Genomic DNA, 15999 nt, shown 5'->3' with positions numbered 1-15999 from the left:
CCCACTCCCTTCCGTATGACTGAACAGAAGTCAGCGACAATCGAGCGTTTCTGACCGTTGGCGTATGACACGGTCAGTTGTGGGACTACTCCTGTCACCCCGTAGCCGACTTCGCGAACTTTTCGGGTTGTACGGGTTTGCCAGCATGCTCGTCCCATTCGTCCCGCCCTTCGTGATCACGCGTCCGGCGGGGCGGCTAGCATCCGGCCCATGGAGCCCCAGCTGCTGCACGACGTCGCCGACTCGGTCGCCACCGTCGTCATCCACCACCCGGCCAAGCGCAACGCCATGACGGCCGCGATGTGGGCCGCGCTGCCGCCGCTGCTCGACACCCTCGCCGCCGATCCGGGCGTGCGGACGCTGGTGCTGACCGGGGAGGGCGGCACATTCTGCGCGGGCGCCGACATCTCCACGCTGCGGGGCTCGCCGGAGGAGGCGCAGGCGCTCGCGGTGCGCGCCGAGGAGGCCCTGGCCGCCTTTCCCAAACCGACCCTGGCCGCCGTGCGCGGGCACTGCGTCGGCGGCGGCTCGCAGCTCGCTGCGGCCTGCGATCTGCGCTTCGCCGAGGAAGGCTCCCTGTTCGGGGTGACGCCCGCGAAGCTCGGCATCGTCTATCCGGCGTCGTCCACCCGGCGGCTGGTGTCGCTGGTGGGCCCGGCGGCCGCGAAGTACCTGCTGTTCTCGGGCGAGCTGATCGACACGGCGCGGGCGCTGCGCACCGGCCTGGTCGACGAGGTGCTGCCCGAAGGTGAACTCGTCAAGCGAGTAACGGAGTTCACCCGCATCCTGGCCTCCCGCTCGCAGCTGACCCAGGCCGCGGCGAAGGAGTTCGCGGGCGGCCGCGCCGACCGGGACGCCCACTGGAGCGAGCAGGCGCGCGGCAGCGGCGACGCCGCCGAGGGGGTCGCCGCCTTCCTGGAGCGCCGTCCGCCGCGCTTCACATGGTCGGTTCCTTTCCCAGGATGAACCGGCTCATCGACCGGACCAGCTCGACGACGTCCGCGGCCGCCCTGTCCGGCGACCCGGCGTCGTGGGGCGGCTGCGGGTCGCACTCGATGCCCAGCTGTACGGCCTGGGCGACGGCGTCGCCCGACATCCGGCCGAGGAGCGCGAGCCCCATGTCGATGCCGGAGGCCGCAATGACGAGTACCCCACCTTTCCTGCCATCGCGTGACCGCCCCTGGAGTCACGTACCAACCAGTCGGTAACCTGCCGGTCATGACTACTGCCGCCCTCGACGCCCGCGCCGGCCGCCGCTGCCACAACATGCTCAACTCCCTGCACGCGACGCACTACTTCTCGCCCGACCTGGGCGAGGAACTGAGCGCGCTCGGCATCACCCACCCCAAGGCCCGCAACTTCGCCGTCCGCGCGGCCGCCCTGGGACCGGTCGGCCCGGGCACGGTGGCGGCGACCTTCTACAACTACAAGTACGAACTCGTGGCCAGGCACGTGCCCACCGTGTGGGAGACCGCCACGCCCGCGCAGACCCTCGCCGCACGCGCGCGTGCCGCCGACTCCACCCTGCGCCGCCTGCTGGGCGAGGACGTCCTGGCGTCCGCGGAGATGGCCGAGGCCGCGCGGCTGGCGCTGCGCGCCACCGAGGCCTGTACGCGCCCGGCTCGGCCGCTGTACTCCGCCCACGCGGACCTGCCCGTCCCCGACCAGCCGCACATGGCGCTCTTCCACGCCGCCACGCTGCTGCGCGAGCACCGGGGCGACGGCCATGTCGCGGTCCTGATGTCCGCCGAACTCGACGGTCTGGAGGCCGTGGTCACCCACACCGCGACCGGCAAGGGCATGACGCCCAAGTGGGTGTTCGGCACGCGCGGGTGGAGCCAGGAGGAGTGGGACGCGGCCCGCGGCAGGCTGCGCGAGCGCGGACTGATCGACGCGGCGGGCGAGTTGACCGAGCAGGGCGTCATGCTGCGCGCCGAGATCGAGGCGGAGACGGACCGGCTGGACCGGGCCCCCTACGAGCACCTGGGCGCGGAGGGCGTCGAGCGGCTGACGGAGCTGGGCAAGGCCTTCGCGGGGGCCGCCGTCGGCGCCGGGGCCTTCCCGGCGGATCTGATCGGCAAGGACTGATCGGCAAGGACTGATCGAAACGGGGTACCCGGTCCTCTCCCGGTCGCCGTGGCCGGGAGAGGAAAGGGGATATCCGTGTTCCGAGCGATAGCTGACGTGCTGCGGCAGATCGGTGGCGCCATCGCCACCGTCGTGACGCTGCCCTTCCGGGCCCTGGCCCGCCTCTTCGGTGGAGCCTCGTCCACCGCGCGCGGCCGAGGAGCCTGATTCCGCCGTCACGGCCCGCCCGGGTGCCGCCCTGATCCCCGACTGTCACCGCCACCTGCCACAATTGCCGCGCAACCTCAGTGAGAAGGCGGTACGGGATCGTGACGACACCCGGGTCCGGCACAGTCGGAACCATCGAAGGCAGGATCGCCGAGGAGCTCGGCGTACGGGAGCGGCAGGTGCGGGCTGCCGTGGAACTGCTCGACGGCGGTTCGACGGTGCCCTTCATCGCCCGTTACCGCAAGGAAGCCACCGAGATGCTCGACGACGCGCAGTTGCGCACGCTCGAGGAACGGCTGCGCTATCTGCGGGAGCTGGAGGAGCGACGGGCCGCGATCCTCGACTCGGTGCGTGAGCAGGGCAAGCTCACCGAGGAGCTGGAGGCGCAGATCCGCGCCGCCGAGACCAAGGCCCGGCTCGAGGACATCTACCTGCCCTACAAGCCCAAGCGGCGCACCAAGGCGCAGATCGCCCGCGAGGCCGGTCTGGAGCCGCTGGCCGAGGGGCTGCTCAGTGATCCGAGCGTCGAACCTCTCGCGGCCGCGGCCGCGTTCGTCGACGCCGACAAGGGCGTCGCCGACGCGCAGGCCGCGCTCGACGGCGCCCGCGCGATCCTCACCGAGCGCTTCTCGGAGGACGCCGACCTCATCGGCGAGCTGCGCGAGCGCATGTGGGTGCGCGGGCGCCTGGCCGCCAAGGTCAAGGACGGCAAGGAGGAGGCGGGCGCCAAGTTCGCCGACTACTTCGACTTCGCCGAGCCGTTCACCGAGCTCCCCTCGCACCGCATCCTCGCGATGCTGCGCGGCGAGAAGGAGGGCGTCCTCGACATCGTCCTGGAGCCCGAGGAGGCGACCGACGGCCCGTCCTCGTACGAGGGCATCGTCGCCCACAGGTTCGAGATCGCCGAGCGCGGGCGCGCCGCCGACAAGTGGCTTGTGGACACGGTCCGCTGGGCCTGGCGCACCCGCATCCTGGTGCACCTCGGCATCGACCTGCGGCTGCGCCTGCGCACGGCCGCGGAGGACGAGGCGGTGCAGGTCTTCGCCGCGAACCTGCGCGACCTGCTGCTCGCCGCCCCGGCCGGCACGCGCGCGACGCTGGGCCTGGACCCCGGCTTCCGTACGGGCGTGAAGGTCGCCGTCATCGACGCGACCGGCAAGGTGGTGGCCACCGACGTCATCCACCCGCACGTCCCGGCCAACAGGTGGGACGAGGCGATCGCCAAGCTGGCCCGTCTGGCCAAGGAGCACGCGGTCGAGCTGATCGCGATCGGCAACGGCACGGCGTCCCGCGAGACCGACAAACTCGCCGGTGAACTCATCACCAAGCACCCGGAGTTGAAGCTCACCAAGGTGACGGTGTCCGAGGCCGGCGCCTCGGTGTACTCGGCGTCCGCCTTCGCCTCCCAGGAACTGCCCGACATGGACGTGTCGCTGCGCGGCGCCGTCTCCATCGCGCGCCGGCTGCAGGACCCGCTGGCCGAGCTGGTGAAGATCGACCCCAAGTCGATCGGCGTCGGCCAGTACCAGCACGACCTGTCCGAGGTGAAGCTGTCGCGTTCGCTGGACGCGGTGGTCGAGGACTGCGTCAACGGCGTGGGCGTGGACGTCAACACGGCGTCCGCACCGCTGCTGGCCCGCGTCTCCGGCATCACCTCCGGCCTCGCGGAGAACATCGTGGCGCACCGCGACGCCAACGGCCCCTTCACGTCCCGTACGGAACTGAAGGGCGTGGCGCGGCTCGGCCCGAAGGCGTACGAGCAGTGCGCGGGCTTCCTGCGCATCCGCGGCGGCGACGACCCGCTGGACTCCTCCAGCGTGCACCCCGAGTCGTACCCGGTCGTGCGCCGCATGGTGAAGACCTCGGGCCAGGAGGTCGCGGCCCTCATCGGCAACACGTCGGTGCTGCGCTCGCTCAAGCCGGACGACTTCGTGGACGAGACGTTCGGTCTGCCGACCGTCTCCGACATCCTCAGGGAGCTGGAGAAGCCGGGCCGCGACCCCCGTCCGGCCTTCAAGACCGCCACCTTCAAGGAGGGCGTCGAGAAGATCTCCGACCTGTCCTCCGGGATGGTCCTGGAGGGCGTCGTCACGAACGTCGCGGCCTTCGGCGCCTTCGTCGACGTCGGCGTGCACCAGGACGGCCTGGTGCACGTCTCCGCCATGTCCAAGACCTTCGTCAAGGACCCGCGGGACGTCGTCAAGCCCGGCGACATCGTCAAGGTGAAGGTCCTCGACATCGACATCCCCCGCAAGCGGATCTCGCTCACGCTGCGGCTCGACGACGAGGCTGCTCCGCAGGGTCAGCAGGGTGGCGGCGGTGAGCGCCGCCAGCGCGGTGGGCGTCCGCCTCAGCAGCGGCAGCAGCAGGGCGGCGGCACGCGGCAGGGCGGCGCCTCGCGGCAGGGCGGGGGTGCACGCCAGGGCGGGGGCTCACGGCAGGCGGCGCCGCCGGCCAACAGCGCCATGGCCGATGCGCTGCGGCGGGCCGGGTTGCTGGATCCGAAGAACGGCAAGCGCTGAGAGCTCGGCCCCACGGGGGCGTGGGTGACCGCGGACGGGTCGTGACCGGTCGCGCGGCCCCCCGCGCCCCTCGCGGGGACGCGGGGAGCACCCCGCTCAGTCCTTCCTGCGGCACACCAGCCAGGCGACGGCCAGCGCCGCGCCGGCCGCCAGCAGCAGCCCGCGGTTGTCCTGGGCGACGCGCGCGCCCTGGGCCGTCCTGGCCCGCACCGGCTCGGGGGCCTTGTCCTGCCACACCTGGGCTGCCTGGGCCGCCTTGGCCCGGGCCTGCGAGGCGGTCCGGGCGGCCTTGTCCTTGACCGGTTCGGGCAGCTTCTCCTGCACCAGGGACGCGGCCTCCGCGGCCTTGGCCTTGACCTCCCCGGCCTTGACGGCGGCCTGCTCCTTCAGCTCGGCGGCCTTCTCCCGGGCGCGGGCCGGGACGTCGGCCTGGGCCGCCAGTGCCTCCACGGTGTCGCCCAGCTCGTGACGGGTCTGCTCGACCTGCTCGCGCAGTTCCTCCGGGCTCTGGGCGGTGGGCTCGTCGTGCGGCGGCTGGGTCATCGGTGCGCACTCTCCTTGATCTCGGCCACGTCGGCCTTCACGTTCTCGATGGTCTGCTGCGGCGCGGGCGGGGCGGCCTGGGAGACCTCCTTCTTCCCCGTCAGCGTCATGACGGCGGCTACGACACCGAGGGCCGCGGTCACGATGAGGGCCGCGGTCCACACGGGCAGGGCCACCGCGATCGCGGCGATCGCGGTGGCCACCAGGGCCTCGAGCATCAGGAATCCGACGAGGCCGGCACCGCCGAACAACCCGCCGCCCTTCCCGTACCGCTTGCCCTTTTCCTTCATCTCCGCCTGGGCCAGGCGCAGCTCGCCACGGACCAGTTCGGTCAGCTGCTGCGAGGCCCGCTGCACGAGCTCGCCCACCGGTTCCGACCCCGCCCCTGACCGGCCCGGCCCGTGGTGGGGCTGTGTGTCCGACGACATGGCGATCACCTCCCGTCTCTCGCTTCTCTCGTCCGGACGGCGCCATGGGACGCCGTCCGTGAGCGCGCGGGTACCCCGGACGGGCCGGTTCAGGACGGTGAATTCAGCGATGCCGTGGCAGCGTGCGCATCCGGCGGCCTCACCTCGTGGTGGTGCAGGGCTGCCGGGGCGTCGGCCTGCTGGAGTTCGGTGAGGAGCTGGTTCTGGCCGGCGAGGAGTTCGGTGAGGATCCGGCGGGCGGCACGCAGGAGCTCGGCGACGTCTCCGCCGGCGAGCGCGTAGCGGACGGTGGAGCCCTCCCGCATGGAGACGACGATGCCGGAACGCCGCAGAACGGCCAGCTGCTGCGACAGGCTGGACGGCTCGATGTCGATGTCGGCGAGCAGATCCCGTACGGACACCGGCCCGTGCTGGAGGAGTTCCAGCACCCGGATGCGCACGGGGTGGCCGAGCATGCGGAAGAACTCTGCCTTGACCTGGTAGAGGGGGGCCTGCATGGGCTCGCTCCTGGTCGGGTGGGTGGGACTGCGGCCGACGTGGTGCGGCGGCGTCGCGGGACACCGCCGCACCACGGACCGTCTTCGAAGCCGATCCTTCACGCCTCGGACCCGGCGGGAACGCACATTGGCACCATGCTGATGTGGTGACTTGAAGAAGTCTTCACATCATGGGCAGACGTGGCCGCCGGTGTCCCCGGGCGCGCTAGATCTCGATCGCCTCCTCCACGCGCTTGAGTTGGTGGCGCGCCATCGCCAGGTTCGAGTTGGCCTTGTCGAGGACGAGGTACAGGAACAGCCCGTTGCCCGAACGGCCCTTCACCAGGCGGATCACGTGGTACTGGCGGTCCAGCGTGATCAGGATGTCCTCGATCAGGCCCTTGAGGCCCAACTGCTCCATGGTGCGGACCTTGGCCCGGATGACATCCGTGTTGCCGGCCGCGGCGACGGTCAGGTCCAGCTCCTTGCTCCCGCCGAGCGTGCCCAGCGCCATTCCACTGGTGTAGTCGACGACGGCGGCCCCCAGGGATCCCTCGATCCCGGCCATCATCTCCTTCAGCGACACTTCCACACTCGCCACAGCGCCTCCCATTGCGTGCAGTTGACAGCGCGGACCGGTGCGCGGCCCGCCTCGGTCTCCGGACCGTACGCACGCCGCCGTCACGTCAGGTGCAACTGTCTGGGACTGACCTCCGACGACCGAACATGGGCGCGAACGGATCGTTCGGCGACCCGCAAGTGCCTTGCGGGGAGGCAAAGTTGACGCCGCCGGCCGCTAGCGTTCCGTCACCTTTCCGTCCGCCACCTCCAGGCGGCGGGTGACGTGGATCGCGTCCAGCATGCGGCGGTCGTGGGTGACCAGGAGGAGGGTGCCCTGGTAGGCGTCGAGGGCGGACTCCAGCTGCTCGATGGCGGGCAGGTCCAGGTGGTTGGTGGGCTCGTCCAGGACCAGGAGGTTGACGCCCCGGCCCTGCAGCAACGCCAGGGCCGCACGGGTGCGTTCGCCCGGGGAGAGAGTCGCCGCCGGGCGCAGGACGTGGTCGCGCTTGAGACCGAACTTGGCCAGCAGGGTGCGGACTTCGACCGGCTCGGTGTCGGGTACGGCGGCGCTGAACGCGTCCAGCAGGGACTCCGTGCCGAGGAAGAGCTTGCGCGCCTGGTCGACCTCGCCGACCAGGACGCCGGAGCCGAGGGCGGCGGCGCCGGAGTCGAGCGGGAGGCGGCCCAGCAGGGCGCCCAGCAGGGTCGACTTGCCGGCGCCGTTCGCCCCGGTCACCGCCACCCGGTCCGCCCAGTCGATCTGCAGGGAGACCGGGCCGAAGGTGAAGTCGCCGCGCCGGACCTCCGCGTCGCGCAGGGTGGCCACGACGGCGCCCGACCGCGGGGCCGACGCGATCTCCATGCGCAGTTCCCACTCCTTGCGGGGTTCGTCGACGACCTCGAGCCGTTCGATCATGCGCTGGGTCTGCCGGGCCTTCGCCGCCTGCTTCTCGCTGGCCTCGCTGCGGAACTTGCGGCCGATCTTGTCGTTGTCGTTGCCCGCCTTGCGCCGGGCGTTCTTCACGCCCTTGTCCATCCAGGAGCGCTGCGTCTGCGCCCGGTCCTGGAGGGCGGCCTTCTTGTCCGCGTACTCCTCGTAGTCGTCCCGGGCATGCCGTCGGGCGACGTCGCGCTCCTCCAGGTAGGCCGCGTAGCCGCCGCCGTAGAGGTTGATCTGCCCCTGGGCGAGGTCGAGTTCGAGGACCTTGGTGACCGTGCGGGTGAGGAACTCGCGGTCGTGGCTGACGACGACGGTGCCGGCGCGCAGGCCGGAGACGAACCGTTCGAGGCGTTCCAGGCCGTCCAGGTCGAGGTCGTTGGTCGGCTCGTCGAGCAGGAAGACGTCGTAGCGGGACAGAAGGAGGGAGGCGAGCCCGGCGCGGGCCGCCTGGCCGCCGGACAGGGACGTCATCGGCTGGTCCAGGTCCACCGCGAGGCCGAGGGAGTCGGCGACCTCCTCCGCCCGTTCCTCCAGGTCCGCGCCGCCGAGGTCGAGCCAGCGCTCCAGGCTCGTCGCGTAGGCGTCGTCGGCGCCGGGTGCTCCGTCGACCAGCGCCTGGGTGGCCTCGTCCATGACGCGCTGGGCCTCGGCGACGCCGGTGCGGCGGGCCAGGAACTCCCGGATCGTCTCGCCGGGGCGGCGCTCCGGTTCCTGCGGGAGGTGGCCGACGGTCGCCGTCGGCGGGGAGAGCCGCAGTTCCCCCTGCTCCGGGGCGAGGAGCCCCGCGAGCATCCTGAGCAGCGTGGACTTGCCCGCGCCGTTGGCACCGACCAGCCCGATCACGTCACCGGGCGCGACGACGAGGTCGAGCCCGGCGAACAGGGAGCGGTCGCCGTGCCCGGCGGCGAGGTTCTTGGCGACGAGTGTGGCAGTCATCAGGCCGCCGATCCTAACCGCCGCCGGGCCCGCCCCGCCTCGCCGTGTTCACCGGGCCATCGCCTCCACCAGCACGCTCCCCGCCGTCCGCGCCACCACGAACGACTCGCCCCTGACCGCCCTGGCGTCCAGCGCGATGCGGTGCCGGCCCGCTTCCAGGACCCCGTCGAAGACATCGTGGGCGTGGGTGCGGTAGAGCCGGTCCACCCGGTACGCGGTCAGCCGGACCCGGCAGGGCGAGGTGACCTCGATGCCCGCCTCGCCGTCGGCCGCCACCAGCCGGGTCAGCCGGCGCCGCTCCACCGGGCTGCGGTCCAGGGCGTGTTCGATCTGGGCGACGAGCAGCGGGACGATCGGGGCGAGTCCCTCGACGTACGCCACCTCGACGCCGGCCTGCTGGAAGGAGCGGCGCACCTGGGCCCGCTGGTCCTGGCCGACCGCGCGGCCGAAGGCGACCGCGCCGTAGCCGCGCAGTTCGTCCGCGGGGACGCCGTGCGCGTCGTGGGCGATGTCGGCGCCGATGCCGATGGCGCGCAGGGCGGCGGCCAGCTTGGCGAGCAGGGCGACCCGCGCGCCGATGAGCAGGACCCGGCGCCGCGTGCCCGGGACCTGGCCGTCGAGAAGCGCGGCCAGCGCCTCGCGGTAGCGGTCGCCCTGGAAGCGGAAGGGTCCTATCCCGTGGTACCCGTCGCGCTCCAGATCGGCGTGTTCGCCGGTCTGCCAGGCGAAGTCCCGCCAGATGAAGTCCTCGCCGTCGCGCTGGATGACCGCGGTGACCGCGCCGCAGGCCAGGTCCGCGCACTCGGGGCAGCCGTAGATCATGTAACGGCCGTCCGGAAGCGGTGCCTCCGCCTCCAGCAGGAGGCTGCGGACCTGCTCGGTGAAGATCGCGGGCGGGACGTCGGAGGCGAGCGGGGAGACGGCGTCGAGGTCGGAGAGCTGGAACAGCAGCGGCCGTCCGTCGACGATGAAGTCCACGAAGTCCCGGTGGATCTGGTAGTCACCGTTGGTGAGGACTCCACCGGCGCGCATCGCCGGTGCCAGGCCGAAGGTCGCGTATCCGGCAGACATGCTGTGAGTATTCCCGCAGTCGAAGCTCTCCGAGCACGGCATGCCACATTCCGCTACCGTCCCTGGCGGGAGGGCACATTGAACAACGATGTCATCGTGGTGGGAGGCGGGGTCGTCGGGCTGACCACCGCCGTCGTTCTCGCCGAGCGCGGCGTACGGGTGCGGGTGTGGACACGGGATCCCGCCGAGCGGACCACCTCGGCGGTCGCCGGGGCGCTGTGGTGGCCGTACCGGATCGAGCCAATCGCCCGGGCACGGGAGTGGGCACTGCGGTCCCTGGACGTGTACGAGGAGCTGGCGGGCGACCCCGAGGCGACCGGCGTACGGATGGTCGAAGGGGTACTGGGCGAGGCGGACCTCGACCGGGCCGAGGCCTGGGCGGCCGCCCGGGTGCCGGGGCTGCGCGTGTCGACGCCCGAGGAGTACGCCGGGAGCGGGCTGTGGGCACGGCTGCCACTCGTCGACATGCTCGCGCATCTGCCGTGGCTGCGGGAGCGGCTGGTGAAGGCGGGCGGAGTGGTCGAGGAGCGTACGGTCGCCGGCTTCGCGGAGGCGGACGCCCCCGTCGTCGTCAACTGCACCGGGCTGGGGGCGCGTGAGCTCGTCCCGGACGCGTCCGTACGGCCCGTGCGCGGGCAGCTGGTCGTGGTGGAGAACCCCGGCATCCGCACCTGGCTCACCTCCACCGGCCCGGACGGGGAGATGGCGTACTTCTTCCCGCAGCCCGGCCGGCTGCTGCTGGGCGGCACGGCCGACGAGGACGCCTGGTCGCCGGAGCCGGACCCGGCGGTGGCCGAGGCGATCGTACGGCGCTGTGCGGCGCTGCGGCCCGAGATCGCGGGGGCGCGGGTGCTGGGGCACTGCGTGGGGCTGCGGCCGGTGCGGGACGCGGTGCGGCTGGAGCGTGAAGTCCTGCCGGACGGGCGGGTGTTGGTGCATAACTACGGGCATGGCGGGGCGGGTGTGACCGTGGCTTGGGGGTGTGCGGAGGAGGCGGCCGGACTGGCTTGCCCGGCCGCCTAGCGCTCCGCGGGGTGCGGCGAATTCGTCTGCGGCGCCGTCGTGGCTGGTCGCGCAGTTCCCCGCGCCCCTTACGGGTGCTGCTCAGCCGATCGGGATGCGGTGGGCGGTGCTCGGGTTGCGTACGCCCGTCAGGGGTGTCGCCGTGGGTGCGGACGAGGGCTTGGTGGGTGTGGCGTGGTCGAAGGCCGGCGCGCCGCCGACCAATGGGACGCTCGCCGAGGTGCGGGACAGGTCCAGGGTGAGGGTCGGCCTGTCGGCCGGGGGGTCGATGAGGTCCTTGTCGGTGCCCGCGACGATCAGCGCGAGCCGGTGGCCGGCCGGGACGACGTGGTCGGTGGCCGCGAGGTCCAGGGTGATGGTGTACGCCTTGCCCGGGGTGAGCGGGACGCCCTTGCGGTCGGAGGCGTAGTTGCCTAGGTCGGCCCAACCGCGGCTGAACACCGTGTAGTCGACGTTCGTCCTCTTCGCCGCGGTGTTCTTGAAGCAGGCGCTGTCGCCCGCGGTGCTCGCGCCCCAGCAGCTGCGGTCGGTGCCGGTCGTGATGCCCTCGGCGGCGTCCGCGTAGTCCCGGATGGTGTCCGGGCCGAGGTCGACCAGGACGGCGGAGAGGTGGGCCGTCCTGGTGGTCGGAGTCGCGGTGACCGTCACCTTGGAGGAGCCGGACAGACGCAGGTCGTGGGTGAGGGGCCCGGTGAGGAAGCCGGCCTTCTCCGGGGTCGGCGTGGCGATCTTGGCGGCCCAGTCGGTCTCGCTCAGCTGCGGGTCGTCGGTGAAGGTCTCGCTGCCGTGGCCCTTGCCGAGGCCGAGGGTGCCGACGCCCGCCTGGGTGCCCCGGCCGGGGCGCAGGGTCGTGGCGCCCCCGCCGCTCGGCGGCCAGACCTTCGAGGTGACCCACTGGTCGGGGTGGCGTTCGATGTCGGCCATCGGCTCGCGGTCGATTCCGTTGTCGTAGCCGAGGAGTTCGTGGTCGAACCAGCGGTGCAGGGTGTCGACCCAGGCGCCGCGGCGGAAGTCGAAGGGATCGACGTGGCCGGTCTGGGAGAGCCAGATCTTGCGCTCGACGCCGTTCTTGGCGAGGGCGTTCCACCACTGGCCGAAGTGCTTGGTGCGGACGTTGAGGTCCTGCATGCCGTGGGTGAGGAAGACGCTCGCCCGCACCTTGCCCGCGTCCTTGACGTAGTCGCGCTCGGTCCAGAACGGTGTCCAGTCGCCGGTGCGCGGGGCGCCGTCGACGAGCTTGTTCTGCACCACGGCGCACTTGGCCTGGGCGTCGGGGCTGTCCACGTAGTTCGACAGCCCGTCGGGGCCCGAGTCGTACAGCGGGGCGCCCTTGGCGAAGTAGTAGTCGTACCAGGAGGAGATGGCGCTGATCGGGACGACGGTCTTCAGGCCCTTGACGCCGGTCGCGGCGACGCCGTTGGCGATCGTGCCGTCCCAGCTCTTGCCGATCATGCCGGTTCTGCCATTGGTCCAGGTCGCCTTGGCCGTCGTGCCGCCCGTGCGCGTCGTGTACGCCTTCGCCCGGCCGTTGAGCCAGTCGACGACGGCCTTCGCGGACTGGACGTCGGAGCGGCCGCCGACGTCCACGCAGCCGTCGGAGCGGTTGGTGCCGGCGAGGTCGACGCCGACGAAGGCGTAGCCGCGGGGCACGAAGTAGTTGTCGTAGAAGAGCGGCATCTGGACGACGTGGCCCTGCGCGTCGTACGTCTTCAGCTGGCTCTCGTTGCCGCGGCCGCAGCAGGAGTAGTACGGGCTGGCGTCCATGATGACGGGTATCTTGCGGCCCTGCCGGGCGGGTTCGCGGGGGCGCACGATGTCGACGGCGACGCGGTCGTGCTTTCCGTCGCGGTCGCCGTCGAGCCCGGTGTCCACCCATACGGCCTCGCGGATGGCGTTCGCGTACGAGTAGACGGGCCGGCTCTCCCGCGGTGACGCGGTGGCCGCGTGGGCCGCGTGGGCTGCCGCCGGGGTGAGGAAGGCTGCCATGAGGACGGCGATGGCCGCCGTCGCGAGCGATCTCCAGGTCGTGAAGCGCATGCGTATCGGCATGCGCGGGACGGTACATCGGTCAACTGCCGTGCAGAAGAGGGCCGTGAGTCGCCGTGCGGGGCGGGCGTGGCCGGATCGGGCCTTGTCACAAGGGGGTTGATGACGGCCGAATGGCGATCGTGTGACAGGCGGGGCCATGGACGTGCCCAGTGGCACAGGGACTCCATAGGCTCCGGACAGACCTCGTGCCCCTACGACTTGGAGCTTTCGTGCACCGCAGAATCATCGCGCCGGGCGCACTCGCTGCGGCCTCCCTGATGCTGGCGATCCCGGCGTCCGCCGCAAGCTACGCCCCTGGCGCTCCGGGCATCGGCGACCCCTACTACCCGGCCTACGGCAACGGCGGATACGACGTCTCCCACTACGACCTGCGCCTGAAGTACCAGCCGACGACGGACGAGTTGTCCGGTACGGCGACGATCCTGGCGAGGACCACGCAGGACCTGTCCAGCTTCGACCTCGACTTCCTGCTGGACGTCAGCGAGGTGCGGGTCAACGGCGCCAAGGCGTCCTTCACCACCTCCGGCCAGCACGAACTGGTCATCACGCCGAAGACGCCGCTGCCCAAGGGCACGCCGATCACCGTCGTCGTGCGCTACAGCGGGGTGCCGTCGACGAAGAGCGCCTACGGCTTCAACACCTGGCACCGGACGCCGGACGGGGCCGTCGCGGCGGACGAGCCCGAAGCGGCCTGGTGGTGGTACCCGAGCAACGACCACCCGCTCGACAAGGCCACCTACGACGTGTCGGTCGCCGTGCCGAACGGCACGCAGGCCCTGTCCAACGGCACGCTGCAGTCGACGAGTTCGCAGCTGGGCTGGACGCGCTACAACTGGCGCCAGAACAAGCCGCAGGCCACGTACCTGACCACGCTGGCGGTCGGGAAGTTCGACATCACGACCAGCACCTCCGAGGGCGGGGTGCCGGTCGTCAACGCCTACAGCAAGGACCTCGGCGACAACGACGGGGCGGCTCGGGCGAGCGTGGAGCGGACCGGGGAGCTCGTCGACTGGCTCAGCGGCTACTTCGGGCCGTATCCGTTCAGCTCGGCCGGCGGCTACGTCCCCAACACGACCACCGGGTACGCGCTGGAGACGCAGACCAGGGTCTACTACAGCCCGAAGCAGTTCGCGAACGGCTCCAACGCCTCTGTCGTCGTACACGAGTTGGCGCACCAGTGGTACGGCGACAGCGTGTCGCTGAAGGGCTGGAAGGACATCTGGATCAACGAGGGCTTCGCGCGGTACGCCCAGTGGCTGTGGTCCGAGCACGAGGGCGAGGGCACGACGCAGGAACTCGCCGACTACGTGTACGCCTCGCATCCGGCCGACGACGCGTTCTGGAAGGTCGAGCCAGGTGATCCCGGTCCGGACAACCAGTTCGACATCGCTGTCTACGACCGCGGTGCCCTGGCGATCCAGGCCCTGCGGAACGCTGTCGGCGACGACTCGTTCTTCGCCATCCTCAAGGGCTGGCCCCAGGAGCATGCGTACGGGAACGCGTCGGTCGCCGACTTCGAGGCGTATGCGGAGAAGGTGTCGGGCAAGTCGCTGAGTTCGCTGTTCGACACGTGGCTGTTCCAGCCGACGAAGCCGGGCGCTGCCGCGGTGACGGGGGCGGCGGTCGCCAAGTCCGCTGCTGTGCAGCCGAAGTCGTGGAAGAAGATCGCGGCCACGAACGACGTGCACTGAGGGGTTGGTGGGTTCGGTGGCGTGGGGGCTGCAGGCCGGATGTGGCTGGTCGCGCAGTTCCCCGCGCCCCTAAAGGCCCGCCACGCCTGCCAGCAGGTCGTCGCGGCCTATCGACTCCGTCTCCGTCGACGGCACCGTGCACGCGTGGGCACCCGCCACCGTGCCGTACACCGCACTGCGGCGAGGTGTCTCGCGATTGAGCCAGCCGTAGAGGAAGGCCGCTGCGAAGGCGTCGCCCGCGCCGTTGGAGTCGAGGACCGGGGCGGGTGGGGTGGCGGGGGCTATGTGGGTGAGTTCGTCGTCGGCGAGGAGGTAGGCGCCCTTCGCGCCCGCGGTGGCGATGACCACCTCGGCGCGGCCGCGGTCGGCGATGCGGCGCATGGTGCGTTCCGGGTCGGAGAGGGCGGTGGTGGAGAGGAAGACGACGTCGGCGCTGTAGGCGAAGGGCTCGTGGTACGGGTTCTCGCCGTCCCAGTCGTGCAGGTCGGTGGAGACCGTCGCGCCCGTCTCGCGCAGGAGGGGCAGGGTGTCGGCGCAGGGCTGGGTGATGGTCACGTGGACGTGGCGGCTCGCCGCGGCCAGGGCGCGCAGCGTGTCCTCCGGGAAGCGGTCCTCGACCAGCGTGCGGCTCGCGTCGTACAGCGACAGGCGCCTGCCGTCGGGACTGACGAGGTTGACCGCGCGCTTGGTCCCGGCGGGCTGTGGGACCGCCGTGAGGGCGATGCCCTTGTCCCGGTGCAGGGCGCGTACCAGCTCGCCCTCGGGGTCGTCGCCGAGCATGTCGAGGTGGTGCACGCGCAGACCGAGCGCGCCGATCCCCAGGGCGACGAAGTCGCCGGTCTGCCCGGCCCGCGTGCGGATGCCCTGCTCGATCATGTAGCTGTCGGCGTACGGGAGCGGCAGCTGCGGCACGTACACGATCGTGTCCACACCCGCACCGCCCAGTACGAGAACGTCGATGTCGCGGCTCATGTCCCGCCCTCCCCGTGGTCGTACACGGTGACCTTGACACCGCGCCTCACCAGCCGCTCCGTGATCAGCGGCTCCACCCGCGACCATCTGCCGCCGGCCAGACCGCACCCTATCCGGGGCATGTGGACGGAGGCGCCCAGTTCCAGGGCCTTGTCGGCCAGCTTCGCGAGGGCCGCGTCGATCGCCTCGTAGCGCACCGGGACGCCCTTGCTGCCGGTCCTGGTGCCGCGCTGGCCGATCATGTTGGCCACCCACACATAGGGCTCGACCTGGATGAACTGGGCGGCGCCCAGCCCGAAGTCGTTCGCCGCGCGGCCACGGTGCCAGGCGCGGTACGCCGCCTCCGGCTCCGGCCAGCGGCGCGACAGCGCGAGGACGAAGCCCTTCCCCCAGCCCCCGAGGTCGTTGCAGACATGCGCGATCACCTTGACGCCCTTCACCGACGGCGTGGTGGCGTCACCCCGGATGCAGACGATCTCCGACATGACGCCA

General features: G+C 71.6%; 15 protein-coding genes and 1 pseudogene. 6 read left to right on the top strand and 10 right to left on the bottom strand.

Going from position 1 to position 15999, the window contains the following annotated elements:
* Positions 1 to 210 precede the first annotated feature (210 nt).
* Positions 211 to 966, top strand: a complete 756-nt coding sequence (locus ACIBN2_RS10410; protein WP_399133823.1) for an enoyl-CoA hydratase/isomerase family protein — start codon at positions 211 to 213, stop codon at positions 964 to 966.
* On the opposite strand, the pseudogene ACIBN2_RS10405 reads toward ACIBN2_RS10410, so the two are convergent.
* A pseudogene (locus tag ACIBN2_RS10405) lies at positions 938 to 1135 on the bottom strand (DJ-1/PfpI family protein); the annotation flags it as partial. The gene ACIBN2_RS10410 and the pseudogene ACIBN2_RS10405 overlap by 29 nt on opposite strands.
* Positions 1136 to 1218: 83 nt before the next feature.
* On the opposite strand from ACIBN2_RS10405, the gene ACIBN2_RS10400 reads away from it, so the two are divergent.
* The 3 genes from ACIBN2_RS10400 (at position 1219) to ACIBN2_RS10390 (ending at position 4817) form a co-directional block, all read left to right on the top strand.
* The gene (locus tag ACIBN2_RS10400) at positions 1219 to 2088 is read left to right on the top strand and encodes a hypothetical protein (protein ID WP_399133822.1); all 870 of its coding nucleotides are present in this window, start codon (positions 1219 to 1221) and stop codon (positions 2086 to 2088) included.
* Positions 2089 to 2163: 75 nt separating this feature from the next.
* Positions 2164 to 2295 (top strand): LPFR motif small protein, encoded by a 132-nt coding sequence (locus ACIBN2_RS10395; RefSeq protein WP_016431377.1) that lies wholly within the window; start codon positions 2164 to 2166, stop codon positions 2293 to 2295.
* Positions 2296 to 2396: 101 nt separating this feature from the next.
* Positions 2397 to 4817 carry a Tex family protein gene (locus ACIBN2_RS10390; protein WP_399133821.1) on the top strand — a complete coding sequence of 807 codons (2421 nt, stop codon included), beginning with the start codon at positions 2397 to 2399 and terminating at the stop codon, positions 4815 to 4817.
* A 96-nt stretch (positions 4818 to 4913) separates the two neighbouring features.
* On the opposite strand, the gene ACIBN2_RS10385 is transcribed toward ACIBN2_RS10390, so the two are convergent.
* The 6 genes from ACIBN2_RS10385 to ACIBN2_RS10360 form a co-directional block, all read right to left on the bottom strand.
* Positions 4914 to 5360, bottom strand: coding sequence for a DUF3618 domain-containing protein (locus ACIBN2_RS10385; RefSeq protein ID WP_399133819.1), 447 nt, complete (start codon positions 5358 to 5360; stop codon positions 4914 to 4916).
* Positions 5357 to 5788: a phage holin family protein gene (locus tag ACIBN2_RS10380; protein ID WP_399133818.1), complete on the bottom strand. Its 432-nt coding sequence runs from the start codon at positions 5786 to 5788 to the stop codon at positions 5357 to 5359. Before ACIBN2_RS10380 ends, ACIBN2_RS10385 begins: the two co-directional genes overlap by 4 nt.
* Positions 5789 to 5877: 89 nt before the next feature.
* Positions 5878 to 6285, bottom strand: coding sequence for an ArsR/SmtB family transcription factor (locus ACIBN2_RS10375; RefSeq protein WP_399133817.1), 408 nt, complete (start codon positions 6283 to 6285; stop codon positions 5878 to 5880).
* Positions 6286 to 6490: 205 nt separating this feature from the next.
* Positions 6491 to 6865, bottom strand: coding sequence for a hypothetical protein (locus tag ACIBN2_RS10370; RefSeq protein WP_399133816.1), 375 nt, complete (start codon positions 6863 to 6865; stop codon positions 6491 to 6493).
* 195 nt (positions 6866 to 7060) lie between these two features.
* Positions 7061 to 8701 carry an ABC-F family ATP-binding cassette domain-containing protein gene (locus ACIBN2_RS10365; protein WP_399133814.1) on the bottom strand — a complete coding sequence of 547 codons (1641 nt, stop codon included), beginning with the start codon at positions 8699 to 8701 and terminating at the stop codon, positions 7061 to 7063.
* A 48-nt stretch (positions 8702 to 8749) separates the two neighbouring features.
* Positions 8750 to 9772, bottom strand: coding sequence for an oxidoreductase (locus ACIBN2_RS10360; protein ID WP_399133813.1), 1023 nt, complete (start codon positions 9770 to 9772; stop codon positions 8750 to 8752).
* Between the two features lie 78 nt (positions 9773 to 9850).
* On the opposite strand from ACIBN2_RS10360, the gene ACIBN2_RS10355 reads away from it, so the two are divergent.
* Entirely contained in the window at positions 9851 to 10795 is a 945-nt protein-coding gene (locus tag ACIBN2_RS10355) for an FAD-dependent oxidoreductase (protein ID WP_399133812.1), read from the top strand.
* Positions 10796 to 10876: 81 nt separating this feature from the next.
* Here ACIBN2_RS10355 and ACIBN2_RS10350 read toward each other — a convergent pair whose 3' ends face one another.
* Positions 10877 to 12844: a Xaa-Pro dipeptidyl-peptidase gene (locus ACIBN2_RS10350; RefSeq protein WP_399133811.1), complete on the bottom strand. Its 1968-nt coding sequence runs from the start codon at positions 12842 to 12844 to the stop codon at positions 10877 to 10879.
* A gap of 209 nt (positions 12845 to 13053) precedes the next feature.
* Here ACIBN2_RS10350 and ACIBN2_RS10345 point away from each other — a divergent pair, with 209 nt between their 5' ends.
* The gene (locus tag ACIBN2_RS10345) at positions 13054 to 14535 is read left to right on the top strand and encodes a M1 family metallopeptidase (protein WP_399133809.1); all 1482 of its coding nucleotides are present in this window, start codon (positions 13054 to 13056) and stop codon (positions 14533 to 14535) included.
* A 69-nt stretch (positions 14536 to 14604) separates the two neighbouring features.
* Here ACIBN2_RS10345 and ACIBN2_RS10340 read toward each other — a convergent pair whose 3' ends face one another.
* Positions 14605 to 15507, bottom strand: coding sequence for a PfkB family carbohydrate kinase (locus tag ACIBN2_RS10340; protein ID WP_399133808.1), 903 nt, complete (start codon positions 15505 to 15507; stop codon positions 14605 to 14607).
* On the bottom strand, positions 15504 to 15992 hold the full coding sequence (locus tag ACIBN2_RS10335) for an Appr-1-p processing protein (protein WP_399133807.1): 489 nt from the start codon (positions 15990 to 15992) through the stop codon (positions 15504 to 15506). The genes ACIBN2_RS10340 and ACIBN2_RS10335 overlap by 4 nt, the downstream gene beginning before the upstream one ends.
* Between the last annotated feature and the right edge of the window lie 7 nt (positions 15993 to 15999).

This window comes from Streptomyces sp. NPDC050534, from assembly GCF_044457745.1.
GTDB lineage: Bacteria > Actinomycetota > Actinomycetes > Streptomycetales > Streptomycetaceae > Streptomyces.
The sequence above is the reverse complement of the archived record's forward strand: the minus strand, read 5'-3'. Positions and strand labels throughout refer to the sequence as shown.